General features: G+C 60.2%; 16 protein-coding genes. 5 read left to right on the top strand and 11 right to left on the bottom strand.

What is annotated here, in order from left to right; all coding sequences use genetic code 11:
* Window positions 1-70 precede the first annotated feature (70 nt).
* The 10 genes from AACY52_RS20115 to AACY52_RS20070 all read right to left on the bottom strand — a co-directional run bounded on the left by AACY52_RS20115 (window position 71) and on the right by AACY52_RS20070 (window position 13,650).
* Entirely contained in the window at window positions 71-1,774 is a 1,704-nt protein-coding gene (locus AACY52_RS20115; RefSeq protein WP_339560724.1) for an AMP-binding protein, read from the bottom strand.
* Between the two features lie 31 nt (window positions 1,775-1,805).
* The gene (locus tag AACY52_RS20110; protein WP_339415909.1) at window positions 1,806-3,104 is read right to left on the bottom strand and encodes an acetyl-CoA C-acetyltransferase; all 1,299 of its coding nucleotides are present in this window, start codon (window positions 3,102-3,104) and stop codon (window positions 1,806-1,808) included.
* Window positions 3,101-3,991: a MaoC/PaaZ C-terminal domain-containing protein gene (locus AACY52_RS20105; protein ID WP_339415908.1), complete on the bottom strand. Its 891-nt coding sequence runs from the start codon at window positions 3,989-3,991 to the stop codon at window positions 3,101-3,103. The genes AACY52_RS20110 and AACY52_RS20105 overlap by 4 nt, the downstream gene beginning before the upstream one ends.
* 3 nt (window positions 3,992-3,994) lie before the next feature.
* Complete coding sequence (locus tag AACY52_RS20100) at window positions 3,995-5,338, bottom strand: 3-oxoacyl-ACP reductase (protein ID WP_339560723.1); 1,344 nt, start codon at window positions 5,336-5,338, stop codon at window positions 3,995-3,997.
* A gap of 148 nt (window positions 5,339-5,486) precedes the next feature.
* Complete coding sequence (locus AACY52_RS20095; RefSeq protein WP_339415906.1) at window positions 5,487-8,012, bottom strand: acyl-CoA dehydrogenase; 2,526 nt, start codon at window positions 8,010-8,012, stop codon at window positions 5,487-5,489.
* Window positions 8,013-8,241: 229 nt separating this feature from the next.
* On the bottom strand, window positions 8,242-9,693 hold the full coding sequence (locus AACY52_RS20090; protein ID WP_339427613.1) for an outer membrane protein transport protein: 1,452 nt from the start codon (window positions 9,691-9,693) through the stop codon (window positions 8,242-8,244).
* 120 nt (window positions 9,694-9,813) lie between these two features.
* Window positions 9,814-10,317 (bottom strand): alkane oxidation protein activator PraB, encoded by a 504-nt coding sequence (gene praB / locus AACY52_RS20085; RefSeq protein WP_339415903.1) that lies wholly within the window; start codon window positions 10,315-10,317, stop codon window positions 9,814-9,816.
* 130 nt (window positions 10,318-10,447) lie between these two features.
* Window positions 10,448-10,942 (bottom strand): alkane oxidation protein activator PraA, encoded by a 495-nt coding sequence (gene praA / locus AACY52_RS20080; RefSeq protein ID WP_339415902.1) that lies wholly within the window; start codon window positions 10,940-10,942, stop codon window positions 10,448-10,450.
* 134 nt (window positions 10,943-11,076) lie between these two features.
* On the bottom strand, window positions 11,077-12,357 hold the full coding sequence (locus AACY52_RS20075; protein ID WP_339439183.1) for an alkane 1-monooxygenase: 1,281 nt from the start codon (window positions 12,355-12,357) through the stop codon (window positions 11,077-11,079).
* A gap of 294 nt (window positions 12,358-12,651) precedes the next feature.
* Window positions 12,652-13,650, bottom strand: a complete 999-nt coding sequence (locus AACY52_RS20070; RefSeq protein WP_339415900.1) for an alpha/beta hydrolase — start codon at window positions 13,648-13,650, stop codon at window positions 12,652-12,654.
* Between the two features lie 266 nt (window positions 13,651-13,916).
* Here AACY52_RS20070 and AACY52_RS20065 point away from each other — a divergent pair, with 266 nt between their 5' ends.
* The 3 genes from AACY52_RS20065 to AACY52_RS20055 are packed head-to-tail and all read left to right on the top strand — an operon-like array spanning window position 13,917 to window position 17,191.
* Window positions 13,917-15,455 (top strand): NAD(P)/FAD-dependent oxidoreductase, encoded by a 1,539-nt coding sequence (locus AACY52_RS20065; protein WP_339506369.1) that lies wholly within the window; start codon window positions 13,917-13,919, stop codon window positions 15,453-15,455.
* Window positions 15,452-16,342, top strand: a complete 891-nt coding sequence (locus AACY52_RS20060) for an SDR family NAD(P)-dependent oxidoreductase (protein ID WP_339494809.1) — start codon at window positions 15,452-15,454, stop codon at window positions 16,340-16,342. Before AACY52_RS20065 ends, AACY52_RS20060 begins: the two co-directional genes overlap by 4 nt.
* Window positions 16,343-16,357: 15 nt before the next feature.
* Complete coding sequence (locus AACY52_RS20055; RefSeq protein ID WP_339415895.1) at window positions 16,358-17,191, top strand: metal-dependent hydrolase; 834 nt, start codon at window positions 16,358-16,360, stop codon at window positions 17,189-17,191.
* On the opposite strand, the gene AACY52_RS20050 is transcribed toward AACY52_RS20055, so the two are convergent.
* Window positions 17,188-19,263, bottom strand: a complete 2,076-nt coding sequence (locus AACY52_RS20050; RefSeq protein ID WP_339415893.1) for an EAL domain-containing protein — start codon at window positions 19,261-19,263, stop codon at window positions 17,188-17,190. The two genes, AACY52_RS20055 and AACY52_RS20050, sit on opposite strands and share 4 nt — an antisense overlap.
* Window positions 19,264-19,572: 309 nt before the next feature.
* Between AACY52_RS20050 and AACY52_RS20045 the strand changes: the two genes are divergently transcribed.
* Entirely contained in the window at window positions 19,573-19,839 is a 267-nt protein-coding gene (locus AACY52_RS20045) for a hypothetical protein (protein WP_339415892.1), read from the top strand.
* Window positions 19,840-19,852: 13 nt separating this feature from the next.
* Window positions 19,853-20,182: a DUF6388 family protein gene (locus AACY52_RS20040; RefSeq protein WP_339415890.1), complete on the top strand. Its 330-nt coding sequence runs from the start codon at window positions 19,853-19,855 to the stop codon at window positions 20,180-20,182.
* The last annotated feature ends 1 nt before the right edge of the window (window position 20,183 follow it).

Raw genomic sequence — 20,183 nt, 5'->3', positions numbered from 1 at the left:
AGCGGTGTAACGGTTACACCGCTATCGCAGGCAAGCCAGCTCCCACATTTGGATCACCTAAACCTTCGAGTCAGCGCAAGGCTCGGCGCAGCACTTTACCCACGGTGGTCTTAGGCAGCTCAGTGGTCCGAAACTCCACATACCTTGGCACCTTGTACCCCGTCAGATACTCGCGGCAATGCGCCAGGATCTGCTCCTGCGTCAGGTTCGGGTCCTTGCGCACCACGATGATCTTGACCTTCTCCCCCGTCACGCCATCTTCCACCCCAATCGCCGCCACTTCCGCCACCCCTGGGTGCAACGCCACCACGTCTTCGATTTCATTGGGGTACACGTTGAAGCCCGAGACCAGGATCATGTCTTTCTTGCGATCCACCAGGCGGATATAGCCACGCTCGTCCATCACACCGATATCGCCGGTCGACAGCCATCCCTCGGCATCCAGCACCTCGGCGGTGGCTTCCGGGCGTTTCCAGTAGCCCTGCATCACCTGCGGCCCGCGCACTTGTAGTTCGCCCTGCTCGCCAATCTCGGCCAGCTCCCCGTCTTCACGGATAAACCGCACCCAGGTCGACGGCAATGGCACACCGATGCTGCCGGTGAATTCCATCTCGCGCATGCGCGCAATATTGATCGGGCTGATGCTCACCACCGGCGAACACTCGGTGAGGCCATAGCCTTCGATGATCGGCAGTCCGGTGACTTCCTTCCAACGCTTGGCCACTGCGGTGTGGGTGGCCATGCCGCCCGCGATCACCATGCGCAGGTCGGAAAAGTCCCGCGCGCAAAACGCCTTGTTTTCCAGCAAGCCATTAAACAACGTGTTGACCCCGGCAATGCCGTTGAAGCGCTCCTTGCGCAGGATCATCTGCACCCGCTTCACGTCCCGTGGGTTGGCAATCAGGATATTGCGCCCGCCCAGGCACATGAACATCAGGCAGTTCACCGTCAGCGAAAAGATGTGGTAAAGCGGCAGCAAGGTGACGTTGGTTTCCTGCTTGTGCTTGTCCAGTTGGTCACCGACCCAGGCCTTGGCCTGCAGCAGATTGGCGATGATGTTGCGATGACTGAGCATCACGCCCTTAGCGTCGCCGGTGGTGCCGCCGGTGTATTGCAGGAAAGCCAGGTCATCGAGGTGCATTTCCACCGGAAAATGATTGAGCCCGCGCCCCTGTTTCAAGGCCTGATTGAACCGCACCGAGCCGCGCAGATTGAACGCTGGCACCTGCTTTTGCACGCTACGCAGGATAAAGTTCATCGCTGCGCCCTTGAAGGTGCCGAGCAAATCGCCGATGGCCGCGATTACCACGCGCTTGACGCTGCTGCCGGCAATGACTTTTTCCAGGGTATGCGCGAAGTTTTCGAAGATCACCACGGTCTGCGCGCCGCTGTCCTTGAGCAAATGCTTGAGTTCATGGGAGGTGTACAGCGGGTTGACATTGACCACCACCGCGCCGGCCAGGATCGTACCCAGCAGGCAGATCGGGTACTGCAAGCAGTTGGGCATCATCAACGCCACGCGGTCGCCCTTTTGCACACCCTGGCCCTGCAACCAGGCGGCGAACGCAATACCTTGCACCTGCCAGTCAGCGTAGGTCATTTCGGTGCCGATGCTCACATACGCCACACGCTCGTGGAATTTCTCCAAGTGTTCGAGGAACACCTCGCGCAACGATGGGTAATCTTCAATCGCGGCATCGATATCCGCCGGGACGCCAGGCAGGTAAGCGTCAAGCCAGATCCGTTCGGTTTGTTCCAGGCTTACAGCGTTCATGGCAGTCTCCTTATTGTTGTTTTTGATAGCGCTACTTTTCGACGATGGCGGTAATGCCCAGTCCGCCTGCCGCACAGATGGAAATCAGGCCGCGCCCGCCGCCGTTCTCATGGATGATCTTGGCTAGCGCTGCCAATTGCCGGCCTCCGGTGGCGGCGAACGGGTGACCGCAGCCCAGCGAGCCACCGTTGACGTTCATTTTCGACCGGTCAATGGGCCCCAGCGGCGCGTCCAAGCCTAGACGCTCGCGGCAATAATCGGCGTCTTCCCAGGCCTTTAGCGTGCACAGCACCTGGGCGGCAAAGGCCTCGTGGATCTCGAAAAAATCGAAGTCATTAAAGCTCAGGCCTTCACGTTTGAGCATGCGTGGCACCGCGTAGGCCGGGGCCATCAGCAGGCCTTCGGTGCCGTCGACAAAGTTCACGGCTGCCGTTTCGCCGGTCCGCAGGTAAGCCAGCACTGGCCAGCCGTGCTCGGCCGCCCATTCTTCGCTGGCCAGCAACACCACCGAAGCGCCGTCGGTCAGCGGCGTGGAGTTGCCTGCGGTGAGCGTGCCGTTCTGGCGGTCGTAAGCGGGTGACAGCCCGGCGAGTTTCTCCAGGCTGGCGTCAGCGCGTAGGTTATTGTCCCGGGCCAGGCCGCGATGGGGGCTGATCAGGTCGTCGAAGAAGCCACATTTGTATGCGGCATCCAGGCGCTGATGGCTGGTGAGTGTCAGCTCATCCTGGGCCAGACGCTTGATCTGCCAGCGCTTGGCCATTTCCTCGCAGTGTTCGCCCATGGACAGGCCGGTGCGTGGCTCACCATTGCGGGGCAGCAAGGGCTTGAAAAACATCGACGGCCGAACCTTGAGCAGCGCTTTCAGCTTGTCGCCCATGCCCTTGGCGCGGTTGGCGGCGAGCAAGGTGTGGCGCAGGGATTCGTTGATCCCGATGGGGGCGTCGGAGGTGGTGTCGGAACCACCGGCAATGCCCACCTCGATCTGGCCCAGTGCGATCTTGTTCGCCACCAGCAATGCTGCTTCCAGGCCGGTGCCGCAGGCTTGCTGCACATCATAGGCCGGCGTATCCGGAGACAAGGTGGTGGACAACAACGACTCACGCGCCAGGTTGAAATCCCGCGAATGCTTGATTACCGCGCCGGCGGCAAACTCACCCAGCCGTTGGCCGTGCAGGTTGTAGCGGTCGACCAGCCCCTGCAAAGCGGCGACCAGCAGGTCCTGGTTGCTGTCGTGGGCATACACCGTGTTGGAGCGCGCAAAAGGGAGGCGGTTACCGCCGATAATCGCGACGCGGCGAACCGGGGCTGGGTTGAAGCTGTAATCAGTCATTTAAGGCTCTCTTTCCAGACGAACAGTCCACGCATGTGAGGCTTGTCACCTGCGAAATTGCGGACTTCAAACTCACGGCACGGGCCCGCTGCCGGACGGTTCCACAGCGCGACCTGGCCGGGCAGGAAGATCGGCAGCTTGAAGTCGCAATGCGCCTCGGCCTGGTCGAGCCCACCGGGCGGTTGCTGCGCAGCAAGGGCACGGCCCAAGGTCCACATGCCGTGGGCGATGGCACGGCGAAAGCCGAAGATTTTCGCGCCGATCAGCGACATGTGGATCGGGTTGAAATCCCCCGAGACCTTGGCAAAGCGCCGGCCCAGGTCGGCGGGCAGCACCCAACGTTGAGTGCGCAACACCCCTTCTTCCTGCAACGGCAACGCGTCGTCCCAGGGCTCGCCGACCGGGTCTTTGACATCCCGGCGCAGGTACAGGCTGTCGCTTTCCCATACCAGGGTGCCAGCGCTGTAGGCACGGGTCGCGATGCTCAACGCCTGCCCCTTGGGATGCGCGACCCAGCGCTCGCAATACACTTCCAGGCGCAAGGCCTGGCCTTCGTGCAGGCGTTGGTGCTGACGAATGCGATTCGCCAGGTGCACCATGCCGCTGGCCGGGTACGGGAAACTCGGGCGGGTCAGCAGCATCAGGTGCAGCGGGAACGCCAACACATGGGGATAAGACAGCGGCACGCCTTGCTCGCGGCGAAAACCACAGGCACGGCCATACGCGGCGATGCCAGCGGCGGATAACTCCACTGCCGAGCGCACCAGGCGTTCCTTGGGCAATACAGGCGCACCGTCGAGCGCTGGCTTGCGTAAGGCCCGCACGCCGTCCAGCAGCAAGCGGGTGCGTGATGGCGGTGGGTCGATAATCTGTGTCACGTAGTCCATGGCTCAGGCTCCCAGCAGGCTTTGACCACACACGCGTACGACTTGGCCGTTGACCCCGCCAGACGCTGGGTGCGCCAGCCAGGCAATGGTCTCGGCCACATCGATCGGCTGCCCGCCTTGGGACAGCGAATTCATGCGCCGCCCCGCTTCGCGAATCATCAGCGGGATCTTCGCGGTCATTTGGGTTTCGATAAACCCCGGCGCCACCGCATTCACGGTGACGTGCTGCGCCACCGCACGCGGTGCCAGGCCCTGGACCAGGCCGATCACACCAGCCTTGGAAGTGGCGTAATTGCTTTGCCCGAGGTTGCCAGCGATGCCGGAAATCGACGACACGCACACGATGCGCCCACCGGGGTTCAACCCTTGGTTTTGCAATAACGCGTCGCTGAGTTGCAGGGGCGCCTCAAGGTTGACCGCCAGCACACTGCGCCACGCCGCCTCGGTCATTTTGGCGACGGTTTTGTCGCGGGTGATCCCGGCGTTGTGCACCACCACGTCAAAAGCGCCGTATTGACTGACATGGGCCTGCAGCAGTGCGGCAGCATCCGCTGCAGTGATATCCAGGGGCAGCGCCAAACCACCGACACTCTGCGCCGCTTGTTGCAGCGACGCCTGGGCCTGCGGTACATCCACGCACACCACATGGGCGCCGTCGCGCGCCAACACTTGGGCGATTGCCAAACCAATGCCACGGGAAGCGCCAGTGACCAGCGCGCGGCGGCCGGCGAAGGGTTTGTCCCAGTCGACGGGAACCTGGCCGTCCACCGGCTTTTCCACGCGCACCACTTGCCCCGAGACATACGCCGAACGGCGCGACAGGAAGAACCGCAGGCTGCTGTCCAGTGCGTCTTCTGCGCCCGGCGCCACGTAGATCAATTGCACGGTGACCGCGCGGCGCAACTCCTTGGCCAGCGAACGCACCAAGCCTTCGAGGGCGCGTTGGGCGATGGCTTGGGGCAAGTCCTGGCAGTGTTCCGGCGCGGTACCGAGTACCACCACGCGGCCGTGCTGACCGAGGCGCTTGGCGTTGGCGTGGAAGAACAGATAGAGCTCATCCAGTTGCTGCAGATCGGCCACGGCGCTGGCGTCAAACACCGCGCCCTGCACGTTCACCGTGGACGGCGCCTTGAGCGTGGCCGGGGTAGCGGTGACTGTGTCGGTGGCCGCGAAAATCCGCTGCACCTCAAAGGCCAGGCGCCCTGCCCCGGCGAGGATCACCGGGTTGGCCAGGCCTTGCTGGCCGCTGCGATGACGTTGCAGCGGCAAGGGTTGCGGCAGACCAACGGCCTGGGCCAGGCGACGGCCCCAAGGGGAATTGACGAAAGAAAGGTAGCTGTCACTCATAAGTAGACCCACTGTCTTGGCGTGTAAACCCGATCAATGTGGGAGCTGGCTTGCCTGCGATGGCATCACCTCGGTGCTTCTGATGGACCGAGTCGTCAGCATCGCAGGCAAGCCAGCTCCCACACTGACCGTGTACATTCAGTGCCACTCAATTGACCGAGGCGTTTTCACCTTGGGCGGTTCGGCGCTTTGGCATAGGCTCCAGCGCTTGCTTGCGCCGCTGCAACGCCTCCAGCAACCCGAAGTCCTGCGGGAAGTCATCCACTTGGATGCCGTGGTCGGCGTATTCCACATAGCGACCGAGCAAGGTGTCTTCGTCGTCGCTGATCAGGTCCAGCGCCCGCGCCTTGACGCGCCAGGCGGTGAAGGCTGTGGCTGAGATCGGCATCGGTTCGATCAAGCCCTGCTTGACGGCGGACTTGAGTCGGGCGTCGATCAACTCCACCTGCGGCAACAGGCGGAAGCCCAGTTCGCCGTAGGCCAATTTGTCGATTTCCGGACGTGGGATGTAGGAATTGGCCAGCAAGCGTTCGCGGGTTTCGCCTGGTGTCTGCACCACATCCGCCACCTCGGCCAGCAGACGGTCCGAAGGTTTGCGCAGCGGGATACCGAACGGGAACGTCAACGCCCGCACCACGGCCGCCGCCGCTTTTGACGGGTAGTTGTCGAGCACCTCGGCCAGCGCTTCATGAGCCCGCAGCAATGCATCCTGGGCCGACCAGTGCACCAACGGCAGGTCCGCCTGGGGCCGGCCGTCATCCTCGAAGCGCTTGAGCACGCAGGACAAAATGTACAGCTGCGACAGAATATCCCCCAGGCGCCCGGTGATACTTTCCTTGCGCTTGAGGGCCCCGCCCAGTACGCCCATGGAAACGTCCGAAATCAACGCAAGCACCACCGACAGACGATTGGCCTGGCGGTAGTAGGACGCCAGCGCGGGGTCGGTCTTGGCCGGTACGGATATCAGCCGCCCCGCCGTCAGAGAATGCACCGCCGCGCGTACGGTGTTAGCCAGCACAAAGCTCACATGGCCGAACATCGCGCTGTCGAAGGCTTCCAGCGCCTTGCGCCGGTCCGGGTTGCGTGCCGCTTCCATTTCGCGGAACACATAAGGATGGCAACGAATCAACCCCTGGCCATAGATGATCAGGCAGCGCGTCATGATGTTCGCGCCTTCCACGGTAATGGCGATGGGGCTTTGCTGATAGGCACGCGCCAGGAAGTTGTTCGGGCCCATGCAGATGCCCTTGCCAGCAACGATGTCCATGCCGTCATTGACGATGATGCGCGCGCGCTCGGTGACGTGGTACTTGGCGATGGCCGAGATCACCGAGGGTTTCTCACCCGCATCCAGGGACGCTACCGAGACTTTACGCACCGCATCGCAGGCATACAGGTGCCCAGCCATGCGTGCCAGTGGCGCCTGCACGCCTTCGAATTTCCCGATAGGCAGGCCGAACTGTTTACGCATGGCAGCGTAGGCCGTGGTGCCGCGCACCGCGACCTTGCCCAGGCCGACGTTGGCCGACGGCAAGGAAATCGCCCGCCCCGCGGCCAGGCATTCCATCAACATGCGCCAGCCATTGCCGATTTGCTCGCGGCCACCGATCACCCATTCCAGTGGGATGAAGACATCCTTACCGGTGGTAGGACCGTTCTGGAACACGGCATTCAATGGCCAATGACGGCGACCGCTGTTCACGCCGGGATGCGACGTTGGAATCAGTGCACAGGTGATGCCGAGTGAACCGGGAGCGCCGAGCAAGCCGTCCGGGTCCTCGGCGCGGAATGCCAGGCCCAACACCGTGGCAATCGGGCCGAGGGTGATGTAGCGCTTGTCCCAGGTCACACGAAAACCCAGCACTTCCTCGCCTTCATGGGTGCCTTTGCAGACGATGCCCAGGTCGGGAATCGCCCCCGCATCAGAGCCGGCGTATGGGCTGGTCAGCGCGAAGCACGGGATGTCCTCGCCCCGCGCCAGACGCGGCAGGTAGTAATTTCGCTGGGCATCGGTGCCGTAATGCAACAGCAGCTCCGCCGGGCCCAGGGAATTGGGCACCATCACCGAAATCGCCGCCGCCGAGCAGCGCGTCGACAGCTTCATCACCACTTGCGAGTGCGCGTAGTGGGAGAACCCTTTGCCGCCGTACTGCTTGGGAATGATCATGCCAAGGAACCCGGCATCCTTGGTGTACTGCCAGCCTTGCGGCGACATGTCCTGCCAGACCTGGGTGGTTTCCCAGTCATTGGCGATGTCGCACAGGGTTTCCACTTCATTGTCGAGGAAGGCTTGTTCTTCAGCGCTCAGGCTGGCCGGAGCAGCTTGCAAGAGGCGCTGCCAATTCGGCTTGCCGCTGAACAACTCGGCGTCCCACCACACGGTGCCAGACTCGATAGCGGCACGCTCAGTGTCGGACATGGCCGGCATAATCGTACGAAACAGGCTCAAGGCCCGGCGAGTCAGCAAGGTGCGGCGCAGGGGCTTGATCGTCATCAACAACGCCGGCAACACCACCAGCACCGCCGCGACGCTCACGCCGAAACCGGCGACCACGTTGAACAGGTAACCTGCCGCCAGCCAGATCAGGCCAATGAACAACCACAGGGTCGCGGCGGCTTGTCGATATGCCAGGGCAATCGCGGCGGCGAGGCCCATCAATAACCAGATAACCATGGGGATACCTCATATTCGATTCAGGGTATTGCCAATGCGCGGCCGGTCGAAGTGACCTGCGTGGCGCCACACTACAAAATTTGGAATCAAATTCAAATCTTGTTTTTAAATTTTAATTTAATTGTTTGGCAAAAAAAATTAGCTGACCCCTCAGCCGATTGGGCCAGCCATTGCGGCAGGTGCATGACGCGAAGACCAGAATGCGCTTGATGTTCGCGTCATAGCTGCCTTAAAACTTGTAAGTGGCCGACAAACTGACGACATCGCCTGAAGACTCGGCAGTGCCGTCAAGACGGCCACCACCAAGACGATCGACGTTCTGGGTTTTGATATTGACCTTCTGAACGAATTGGTGCGAATACGCGGCATCCAGCGTCAGGCCGGGAATGGCCTTGACGTCGTAACCCGCGCCCAGCGATGCAAAATAACGGTCGCCGTCGGGGATGCGCGGATCGCGCGTCGAATTACGGGTCGGCGTCTGGTCGTACGCCACGCCTGCCCTCAAGGTCAACTCATCCGTGGCCTTGAAATCGCCCCCCAGGGAGTACATCCACGTGTCCTGATAATTATAAGGAATGGCAACAATCGTCGAGCCATTGGACTTGAGTGTCAGGTCCTTGAAGGACGACCATTGCGTCCACACGGCGCTGACACCTAACGTCCAACGATCATTGAACTGGTGCACCCAGTCGATAGCGGCAGTCGCCGGAATATCCAACTGCGTGCTGGCATTGGCGCCATTGGGGAACAACTTCAGTCCAGGGTACGCCGTTTCAACCAGCGTCTTGCCATCACCAAAGATCGAATCGTCCGTCATCAAGCCGTTGTTCAGCGCATCGGCCCGAACCTTGTACTTACCCGTCAGCTTGTTTTTGATTTTGGCGTGGTAGTTCAGACCCAAGGAGTCTTTGTCGGTCGGTTTCCACACAACGCCACCAAACCAGCCAACGGAAACATTGTCCACTTTGACCCGCATCAGCGCGGTACCTACGCCTGGCGGGAACGCCCCGTTACCCAAGCCGGGAGAGACCGAAGCAGCCGAGAATAGATCGATGTTCTGGCTGACGAAGCCTTGGCTACGTTGGACGATCATGCCACCGCCGATGGAAAAGTCGTCGCGCACCTTGAAGGATAAGGACCCCGTCAAGCCGACGGTTTCAATTTTGGTGTCCACGGCGAAGTCGCGAAACTTGGAATTTTCATTCCAGGTGCTGCGCATGCCTTGCGGCACGACCTGACTGAGGCCGAATGCAAAGCGGTCGCCAATCGGGATCACCAGAAACCCGGTTGGCAGCCACGCGGTGAAACCACCCTGGCCGCCATTGTTGTTATTGACGGTTGCAGTGCTCGGATCAAAGCTACCATCGGGCGACACTGCAGTATTGCTGGCCGGATTACCGGTGTAATCGTAAGACTGCCCCGTGTATTTGATCTTGATCCGGGCATAGTCGACGGTTTGTTGAACCACGGATTGATCGACGAACGCCATCGCTGCCGGATTGTTGTATGCAGAACTTGGGTCATTCTTGAACAGAGAACCGCCGCCGAACGCCCGGCCCCAACCTGGGGCACCGTAAGTCGGCGTAGAGAACCCACCCGCCTGCACGGTAGCGGCCGTCATCAGCCCCCCCAGTATTGCCAACCCCAACAGTGTATGAGCCTGTTGTTTATTAGTGATCATGCGGCACTCCTTATTATTATTCGCTTCCGGCATTGCCGGCTTTCTACGTCAGCCGGCACCTCAAACGAGGCACCGGCCTTTCAAAGGGTGATCAACCCTGCGTTCCGTAACGTGTGCCCGTTATGGGTTAACCGTCAGACCAGAGGCAGTGGTAGTCAGCGATACAATGTTGCAACCGCCACTCAGAGGCTGGTTTGCCGCGGTAAGGGTGTGAGACGAAGCATTCCAGGTCACATTGATGGAGGATGGACCGCAGTCGGTGCCGGGGATAATAAAAGTCTTTTTAATGGTGTAACCAACGTTTGCCACTTTGCCTTCAGTGGCCGACGACGCAGTCAGCACCCAGCCTGGCGACGGAATGCTCTTGAGCGTAGGCAAAGCACACAAGCCACCTCCGGTCAGTGCGGCATTGGTGATAGTGGCAACACCGCCACTGACAGTACCGCTGAAAGTAATGCCACAGGTCACACTGCCGCCGAATGAAGACGGTGATTGCACCACGATGGAACCTGCGGTGGTGGTAAAGGGGCCTTCAGGGCTGATCGAAGCCGCATTGGCCATCGAAGCAGCACCCATGCAAACAGCCAAAGCAGACAACGATACGAGGGTTTTCAAACTTTTCATTGTTTTTCCTCACATGTTATGGCGAGTCATTCGCCAGGGGGTAATGGCCATGAACGAGAGGTCACGGTGAAACTGCAGAACTTCCCTTTCCAGCCAAATCTCAATTCAATTACCGCAACAACATTTGCTGTTATTCAACCACTTTGAAGTTCGGTGGCATCTTGATCGACACCGTCTTGATTGTGCAGTCTTCGCCAATCGGTACGTTCGCGGCTTCCAACTTACCGGTGGCGTTATCCCATGTACCCTCGGCGGTAGAAGGCCCGCACTTGCCACCCAGGCCAAACGCATGAACATCTACGCTGATGTTCGACATGGAACCGCTCTTGGTGTCTTTGGCAACTAATACCCAGGGCAGGTTAATGGCTTCGACTCGGCTGCATTTGAGGCCGCCATCGAATTCAACTTTGTCGACATTCACCGATGAGCCGTCGGCCGCCACTTTGCCGGCGACCTTGATGGTGCAGTCGGCGCTGATCAGCGCACCTTTGGAAAAACTGATGGGGCCCTGGGCGGTAAACGCACTGCCGGCAGGCTCAATGCGCGCAGCTTGAGCCTGGTGGTAGACGATCAGGCCCAGCGCGGCCAATACGATATGGGTGGTCAACTTGGCAGGTGATTGCATGATGTACGTCCTTCCCTTGAAATTATTTTTGTTCGGGTCAAACAACTTTTTTGCAACTCATTTTGAGAATCCTGGGCGATAGAGACCTGCGCGATGCACAGATCCCGAGCGCGCAACACACGTTTTAATTCACATCAGAACGGCTTGGCACTGCCACTGTACTTCTCCAGATACTTCAAGCGTTGTGACGGTTGAAGATTGGTCAGGGTGATATCCCCGGCGTAATGATTCAGCACTCGATGATCCATGCGACGTCGCCACAAGTAAGGCACATAGGCCCAGACAATCATGCTCGCATAGCCGTAGGGAAGTTGCGGCGACTCATCAAAGTGGCGCAACGACTGATAACTACGGGTTGGGTTGGCATGGTGATCGGAGTGCCGCTGCAATTGGAACAGAAAGATATTGGTGACAATACGGTTACTGTTCCATGAATGCCGTGGTGAGCAACGCTCATAACGACCATTGGACAACTTCTGGCGTTTAAGCCCGTAATGCTCGACGTAGTTCACCACTTCCAGCAGCGAGAAGCCGTAGATGCCCTGAATGATCAGGAACGGGATCACTGCCGCCCCCAACCAGGCGATCATCGCGCCCCACAACACCACACTGTACATCCACGCGCTGAGTACCCCGTTCTGCCAGTGCCAGGCCGGCAAGCCGAGCTTGCGCAGGCGTTCGCGCTCCAGGTTCCACGCCGAACGGGCACTGAGCCATACCGAGCGCGGCAGGAAGGCCCAGAAGCTCTCCCCGAGGCGCGAACTGGCTGGATCTTCCGGGGTAGCCACACGTACGTGATGGCCACGGTTGTGTTCGGTGTAGAAGTGCCCGTAAAAGGTCGGGGCCAGGGTGACCTTGGCCAGGAACACTTCCAGCGCGTTGGGCTTGTGCCCCAGCTCGTGGGCCGTGTTGATTGCGATGCCGGTAGCGGCACCTGTCGACATGGCCATGCCCAGGTAAGTAAACCAGCTCGCTTCGCCATGCAGTTGAGTGCGCGCAGTGATGTAGCTGGCGGCGTGGGACAGCCAGTTGGACGGTTCCAGGTTCGCCGCAGCCTGCAACAAACCACCCCGGATGATCCAGTCGATACCGCCGGCGGCCAGCCAACCGGTGATCACCACCGATGAGATGACGAACAGCACGCCGGTGTAGACGATCCAGCGGTAATAGCTTTGGGATTCGAGGTGGCTCACGGCGGATTCGGGCGGGTTGCTCACATCCTCACCGAGCAAGCCGTCGATCAGCGGGATCAGGCCGAAGATCACCAGCACGCCGACCCACCAGAGTTGCTGGATACCGGTGCAGATGGCCAGTGCACCGGAGAGCAATGGCGTGGCCAGGGGCGTGATGCCCAGCCACCACAGGTGACGCTTGCCGTCGGTCCATACGCTTGGGGCTGCCAGAGTCTGATTCATGGCAACCTCCGTGGCAGGGAGGCAGAAAACAGGTTCAGGGAGCGCTGAATGCTCCGGGAAATCAACCATGCGATAAAAGGCGTTTTTTTCATTTTTATTCGCTCTTAGGCATTTCAAAAATCATTTCAAAACAAAAATTGAAATATTTTTTTAAATAAATAGCGCGGAATCGATAGGTCGTCAACTACTTTTTCGAGGCCTTTTCCGCGTGACTGGGCAGTCTGTTTTTCTGCCGTTTGGTCAGGTCTCTAGGGCAAGCATCTCGGACCGTCCACCGCGCAGTGGAGGCCACGATTATTTGTTCGCCAAGGCAAATGGCGGATGCAGGATCACCGCGGTTTCCGGCGGCCGGGCACGCTTGGCCAATTGCAGTACCGCCTCGGCCACCCGCGCCGTGGCGGTGATCGGCAACATATGGCCGCGCCCTTCCACCACCTGCAGCTTCAGGCCGGGGACCCTGTCAGCCAGGGCCTGCCCGTGTTTGCGAAAGTCCAGGACCTTGTCACGCGCGCCATAGATCAGGCTGATCGGCAGCGTCAGTTGCGGGTAGCGCTTGACCATGTCCGGCAGGCAATCGTTGACCAGCGCGATCTCGCTGGACGCCGCATAGAAGTTGTCGGGCCGCATGCCCAGCAGCCCGCCGCCCCGGGTAGCAAAATCCTCTGGGGCAGTGTCCGGAGCGAACACGCCCTTGACCACCGAGCGGCGCGTGAGCAGGCCCATTGGCACGGTCAGGGTGTATGACACCCAACGCCGAAGCAGGGCCGGTCGTATCGCCAGTGACCAGAACACCAAGGGCAATGTGGGTTGCGGATGGGTCAGTGGTGCCACCAATACCAGGCCGGACACCGCATGCGGGTGGTCCAGGGCCAGCGCCAGTGAGATCGCGCCGCCGAGGGAATGGCCCAGCACCAGCGGTTTGGCCAGGCCTAGCGTGTCGATAAAGGCTGCCACTTGCCGCGCCTGGGCCGGCAAGTCCGCGGCGGTGCCTTTATGGCGCGTGGAATAGCCCGACCCCGGACGGTCAAGCGTGATCACTCGAAAGTGCTCGCACAACTGGCCGGACAAGGCGTAGGTGAGGTTGCGACTGCTGCCCATCAGCCCGTGAATCATCAACAGCGGTGGGCCCTTGCCCTCCTCGTAATAGTGAAAGCGCTCGCCATTCACGTCCACAAAACGCCCGTTGCTCGGAACGGCAGCTTCGATACGCCGCGTGATCCAGACACTGAACCCCCACAAAGCAGCGCTTACGCCCATAAACACAGCCGCAGCAATAACCCATTCAACAGCCATAGCTCGGTCCTCTGCATCCCTGTTGCTGGCGACCCGACCGGAATTGATCAAGGCCTCAGCTATCGTCCACACCCTGGACCTAACGTCGTGCCTGTCCGTCGGACAAATCGCACATGAGGAACCGGGGACTAGCGTAGGCGATATTTTCAGGTAGATTATTTAAAATCTTTTTTAAAATAAGTAATTCAATTTTTCTTTGCAATGGTGTTCTATCTAAAAGACAAAACAAGAAAGGGAGCACACCCGATGCCCACGAAGGACTGCTTATGAATGCCCAGAGTGATTCAATCGACATTGCCATCATCGGCTCAGGCTTTGCCGGCCTGTGCATGGCGATCAAGCTCAAGGAGGCCGGGTTCACCGACTTCTTTATCGCCGAGCAGGCCGACACGCTCGGGGGTACCTGGCGGGACAACCACTACCCGGGTTGCGCCTGCGATGTGCAGTCGCATGTGTACTCGTTTTCCTTTGCTCCCAACCCGGACTGGACGCGGCAGTTCGCGCCGCAGGCAGAGATCCGCGCTTACCTGGAACAATGCGCCACGCGCTTTGGGCTGGCGCCCTACCTGCGCTTCGGCATGGGCCTCAAACGCGCGGTGTTCGACGACCAACAGCAACGCTGGCAGTTGAGCTTCAGCGATGGCCGTCAGGTCAGTGCGCGGGTACTGGTATCGGGCATGGGGGGCTTGTCGCGCCCGGCGCTGCCGGAAATTCCCGGGCTCGACAGCTTCAAGGGCAAGCGCTTTCACTCCCAACAATGGGATCACGACTACGCCTTGAAGGGTAAGCGGGTGGCAGTGATCGGCACCGGCGCCAGTGCCATTCAGTTCGTGCCACAGATCGCGCCGCAGGTGGCTCACCTGGACCTGTTCCAGCGCACCCCGCCGTGGATCATGCCCAAGCCCGACCGCGCGGTTTCGCCCTTCGAACGCTGGCTGTTCAAGCACCTGCCCTTCACTCAGCGCCTGGTGCGCGGCGCCTTCTACTGGGCGCTGGAAGGCCGCGTAATCGGCTTCGCCCTGCACCCACGGCTGATGAAGATGGTGCAGAAAATCGCCCTGCGCCACCTGCATAAAAAAGTGGCTCGCCCTTCGCTGCGCAAAACGCTGACCCCGGACTACACCATCGGCTGCAAGCGCGTGTTGATTTCCAATGACTACTACCCAGCGTTGTCGCGCAGCAATGTCGATGTGGTCACCGAACACGTGGTACGCATTGAAGCTGACGGTGTGATCACCGCCGACGGCATCAAGCACCCGGCCGATTGCCTGATTTTCGGCACCGGCTTCCAAGCCACCGATCCCCTGCCCCGCGATTGCATCATCGGGCGCGGTGGCGTGGACCTGATGGACACCTGGCAAGACGGCGCCCACGCCTACAAGGGCACCACCGTGCCGGGCTATCCCAACCTGTTCCTGATCGTCGGGCCCAACACCGGCCTGGGGCATAACTCGATGATCCTGATGATCGAAGCCCAGGTCACCTACATCCTCGACGCACTCCAGCACATGCAGCGGCATCGCATCGCCACTGTCGACGTCAAACCCAGTGTCGAAAGCGCCTACAACCAACAGCTGCAAGACAAGCTCAAGCGCACCATCTGGAACACCGGCGGTTGCCAAAGCTGGTACCTCGACCCGCGCACGGGCAAGAACACCACCCTATGGCCCGGCTCGACCTGGCGCTTCAAGCAGGTCACCCGGCAGTTTGCGCTCAAGGACTACGTGGCCGACCTGCTACCGGTCAACGCGCCCAGCCGTCCAGTGTCGGCGCCCCACTCCACCGCAGAAGGCAGCCTGTCATGAAGTCATTCAACGGTCGCGTAGCGGCCATTACCGGCGCGGCATCCGGCATGGGTCGCGCCCTCGCCCTGGCCCTGGCTCGGGAAGGTTGCCACTTGGCGCTGGCGGACAAAAACAGCCAAGGCTTGGAACAGACCGAGGCGTTGATCAAGACCTCGACCTTGGCCCCCGTGTTGATCTCCACCCAGGTGCTGGATGTTTCCGACCGCCAGGCCATGCTGGATTGGGCCGCGCGCTGCGTTGCCGAACACGGCCAGGTCAACCTGGTGTTCAACAATGCCGGGGTGGCCCTGTCGAGCACGGTGGAAGGTGTGGACTACGCCGACCTGGAATGGATTGTCGGCATCAACTTCTGGGGTGTAGTCCACGGCACCAAGGCGTTCCTGCCGTATCTGAAAGCCTCGGGTGACGGCCACATAGTCAACACGTCCAGCGTATTCGGCCTGTTTGCCCAACCCGGCATGAGTGGCTACAACGCTACCAAGTTCGCCGTGCGCGGCTTTACCGAATCCCTGCGCCAAGAGCTGGATATGCAGCGCTGCGGCGTCTCTGCCACCTGCGTACACCCGGGAGGCATTCGTACCGATATCTGTCGCAGCAGCCGTATCGACGCGAACATGACGGGTTTCCTGATCCACAGCGAACAGCAGGCCCGCGCCGACTTCGAGAAGCTGTTCATCACTGACGCAGACCAAGCCGCCAAAGTGATCCTGCAAGGCGTGCGCAAAAACAAGCGTCGTGTGCTGATCGGCCGCGACGCGTATTTCCTCGACCTGCTCGCCCGGTGCCTGCCGGCGGCCTATCAAGCCTTGGTGGTACTCGCCAGCAAGCGCATGGCCCCAAAAGCCCGCACGCCGGTGTTTGAAACCAACGACGAGCCCCGCCTCTGAACAGGAGCATGCACTATGTTGCCGATCCGCCGTGACATCCATTTTGACCTGCCCGCCGAGCGCATCAAGGACTGGCATGAACAGGGTCCGTTCATCACGCATTTTTTCAACGCCTTGTCGCTGTTGTTCCCCCAGGGCGAGCTGTTTTTCATGGACAGCGTGCGCCACTACCGCCAGCACATTGATGATCCTGAACTGAAGAAAGAGGTCCAGGGATTTATCGGCCAGGAGGCCATGCACAGCCGTGAGCACGTGGCCTACAACAACCTGCTGCAAGATGCAGGATTGCCGGCACACACCCTGGACCGACGGCTTAAATTCATCCTCGATCTGCAGAAAAAACATCTGCCGCCGTCCTTCAACCTCGCGGTGACCATTGCGCTTGAACACTACACCGCGATGCTGGCGGAAATACTCCTGAGCGACCCGACACGTTTCGGCCATTCACTCAAAGGCTACCAGCAGATGTGGTACTGGCACGCTCTGGAGGAAACCGAACACAAGGCCGTGGCCTTCGATGTGTGGAACCGCGTGATCAAGCCCGGCCCCAAGCGTTACCTGCTACGCACCGGGACCATGCTGACCACCACGTTGCTCTTCTGGCTGGTGGTATTCGATTTCCACCTGCGGCTGCTGATTGCCGACCGCAAATCGGGGGGGCACCTGAAAGGCTTCTGGCGCATGCTGAAGTTTCTGTATGGGCCCAAGGGGGTTTTCCCACGGATGCTGGTGCCGTGGTTGCATTACTTCAAACCCGGTTTTCACCCCTGGGACCATGACAACCGGGCACGTCTGGCTGGGATAGACGGCCTGGTCGAGGAAATCGAGCAGACCCAGCGCGGTTATTAGCCCTTGGCTAACGCGGCACGCGCTCGCACAAAGCCTTCCAACTGATCGCCCGGCAGCGCCTTGCTGAAATACCAGCCTTGGATAATCAATTCGGCGCCGGTGTTCAGGAAGGCCAACTGCTCGGCATTCTCTACCCCTTCCACCACCACACCCAGGTTCAGGGCCTCACAAAAACGCAACAGGCCGGTCATGACCTGAGCGCCCTTGGGATCATGCTGGGCCACCACGAAACTGCGGTCGATCTTGATGAAGTCCACCGGAAACTGGTGCAGATAACTCAAGGCCGAAAACCCGGTGCCGAAGTCATCGATGTAAACCTTGGCGCCGATGGCTTGCAGCTTCTGGATGGTCCGGCGCGTGGCCTGGATATCACTGACCAGCGCGTCCTCGGTGATTTCCACCGATACCTGCCCGTGGGCCTGGGCCAGAATCTCCACAAGGCGCTCGCCATAGGCAGCGTCGGTCAGGGTCGCGCTGGAAATATTGATGGTCATCGGCAAGGCAAAGCCAAGTTTTTGCCACTTCTGGTATTGGCGAACCGCCTGGGATGCCACCCACACATCCACGTCCGGCATCAACCGCGCCTGGGCCAGCCATTGCAGGAACTCCCACGGCGAATGCACCGTGCCCTGGGCGTCACGGGCACGCATCAGCGCCTCACAGCCGGTGCAAAGGCCGGTGCGAATCGAGACCTGCGGCTGAAATTCGAGGTAGAACTCGTAGTCGCTGATCTGCTGGATGCGGCTCAGCTCAGTGGCCTGGCGCGCCAAGGTCTTGTGCGAAGCGAGCACCGGGTCCAGCTCGCGCAACCGGCCCTTTTCCTCAAGGCCGCGGAAGGTCATGTCCAGGGACTTGAGGTATACCGTGCCGCCCTCAGTGGCCTGGCGATGAATCGCCTGCACATAAGGCGCATACACCAGCGTGCCCAGGGCCAGCAGCGCCAGTTGCAGCGCCACCGCCGCCAGGTCGCCGTGGGTACTGAGATAGGCATTGAGCAGCACAGGCGCAGTGAACGGTACGCTGACCACTGCTGGCGACACCCACCCCATCTGCACCACGGTTAACGCCACCGTGGCGTTCAACGCAGGTACGATCAGAAACGGTAAGAACAAGCGCGGGTTGAGAATGATCGGTAAACCGAACAGCAGCACTTCACTGACGTTGAACAGTGAGAGCGGCAAACTCGCCACCGCCAACAGGCGCATGGACTGGCTCTTGGAGAACAGCAGGATCGCCAGCAACAGGCACAATGCACCGCCCGAACCACCGATAAACGCAAAGCTGCCCAACAGGCCGCTGTTCAACACATACTTGATCGGCTCGCCCGCTGCCGACGCCGTGCTATTGAGCACTACGGCCTGGTCCAGCACATCGAACAAAGGTTGCATGGCGTACACACCGTGGATCCCGAAAAACCACAGCAGCGAATTCATCAATGTCACAAACAGGCCGCTGCCGTAGGGCGATTCCAACGCATTGAGTACCTGCGGCCCTTGGAGTTGGGCCATATAGGGCACCTGCAACAATAAGGACAGCACTGCCACCAACGCCAAGGCAGTGATGGCCCCCGGCACCACCATGTTGATCGTGCCCCGCAGGTTGTGCCCCACCAGGTCTTCGTTGACCAGCCGGCTCCAGCGGTAACGGTGCAGCCAGGCAATGGCCGGCACGTTCAACAGCGGCGAGGCAATCGCGATAAACAGTACGAAGGTGGCCGAGGCGCGCGGGTAGTCCCTCAGGACAAACGTCGCCACCACCACATGAGCCAGGCACAGGAATGCCACCGGCAGTTGCGGCAGGCGATGCTGGATCGCCAGCATGTAGCCAATGGAAGCGGCCACCAGCAGTGGAATGACGGAGCTGATCTGATTGTGGAGGCCGGCGAGGAACGCCACCACCGGCGGGTCGAAGCCAAGCACGCGGGCACATTCAGACAGGATCAGAAAGGTCGCCGACACCAGCAGGCACGGCAGGATCCACAACAACCCTTCGCGGATCGCTCGCAGCGACTCAGTGCTGGCCAAGGCGGCCAGGCGTTGGGTGAAGAAAAGCTTGAACAGCGTTTGCGCCATAACCCATCCCTCTGCCCATCGCCCACTGTCCCTGGAAGGCAGCGCCGGAAACACGGGCTAACGCTACACGTGCTGGCACAGTGAGCGAAAGCTTTTTGCCATTCATCCGGGTGTTTTTTCAACAATGGATGACAGGAAATTCGCTGAAGTTTTCCAAATAATTGACTTTTCTGAGCTGGGCCAATCGCGGAGTCTGCTTCAATACTGACTGTCTGTGTGTTTATGTGCGCAGGCTCGCGGCGCCGGGGACTCAACTGATCAAGGAAGGTTGTTTGCGAAGGCAGCAGGCACCAGGGAGATAAGCTGGCTATGCAAAGTAAGCTGCCAATGAAGGGGCACCCGCTGTTTTTCAACGTGCTGCTGTGGGTGTTCGGCGTTGCGCTGCTGTTGACCAGCAGGGGCGTTATTGAACGAGCGACCGGGTCCCCGAGCGATAGCTCTGTGGACTTGGCCCTCGTGCTGAGCGCCTATCTGTTATTGTTTTTACTCAACCCTATACGCGCCTGGACCTACCGCCGGCTGCGCAAACGCGCGCGTCGCCTCTGTGCATCCCACCGACCGGAATCCGGCCCTTGATTGGAGCAAGCCTTTGTCACCACCTGGCGATAACCACCAGCTAGCACTGGACAGGTTCCTCAACGAACACCCCGATGTGGCCTCCGAACTCAATAGCCTGAACCCGCTGGCCGCCCAGGCCAAGGGCGAAACCCTGGCGCAGTACCGCGCCGAGCGGCTGCATGAAGCCTTCGAAGCGGAAGCCGAACGCCAAGGCCTGTTTGCCTGGGAATTGACCCTCAAACTGACCTCCGAGTCCGCCGAAGCCTTCGAAGCCCAGCGCCTTGAGGTGCACAGGGAAGTGGCGCAGATGGCGGGCCTGGGCTGGAGCGAGTACTGCCAGTTGCATGACCTCCCCGGTTGAC

It is taken from the genome of Pseudomonas sp. EA_65y_Pfl1_P113 (genome assembly GCF_963970525.1).
GTDB lineage: Bacteria > Pseudomonadota > Gammaproteobacteria > Pseudomonadales > Pseudomonadaceae > Aquipseudomonas > Aquipseudomonas tritici.
Note: the sequence above shows the minus strand (reverse complement) of the source record. Positions and strands in the feature narration are given on the sequence as shown.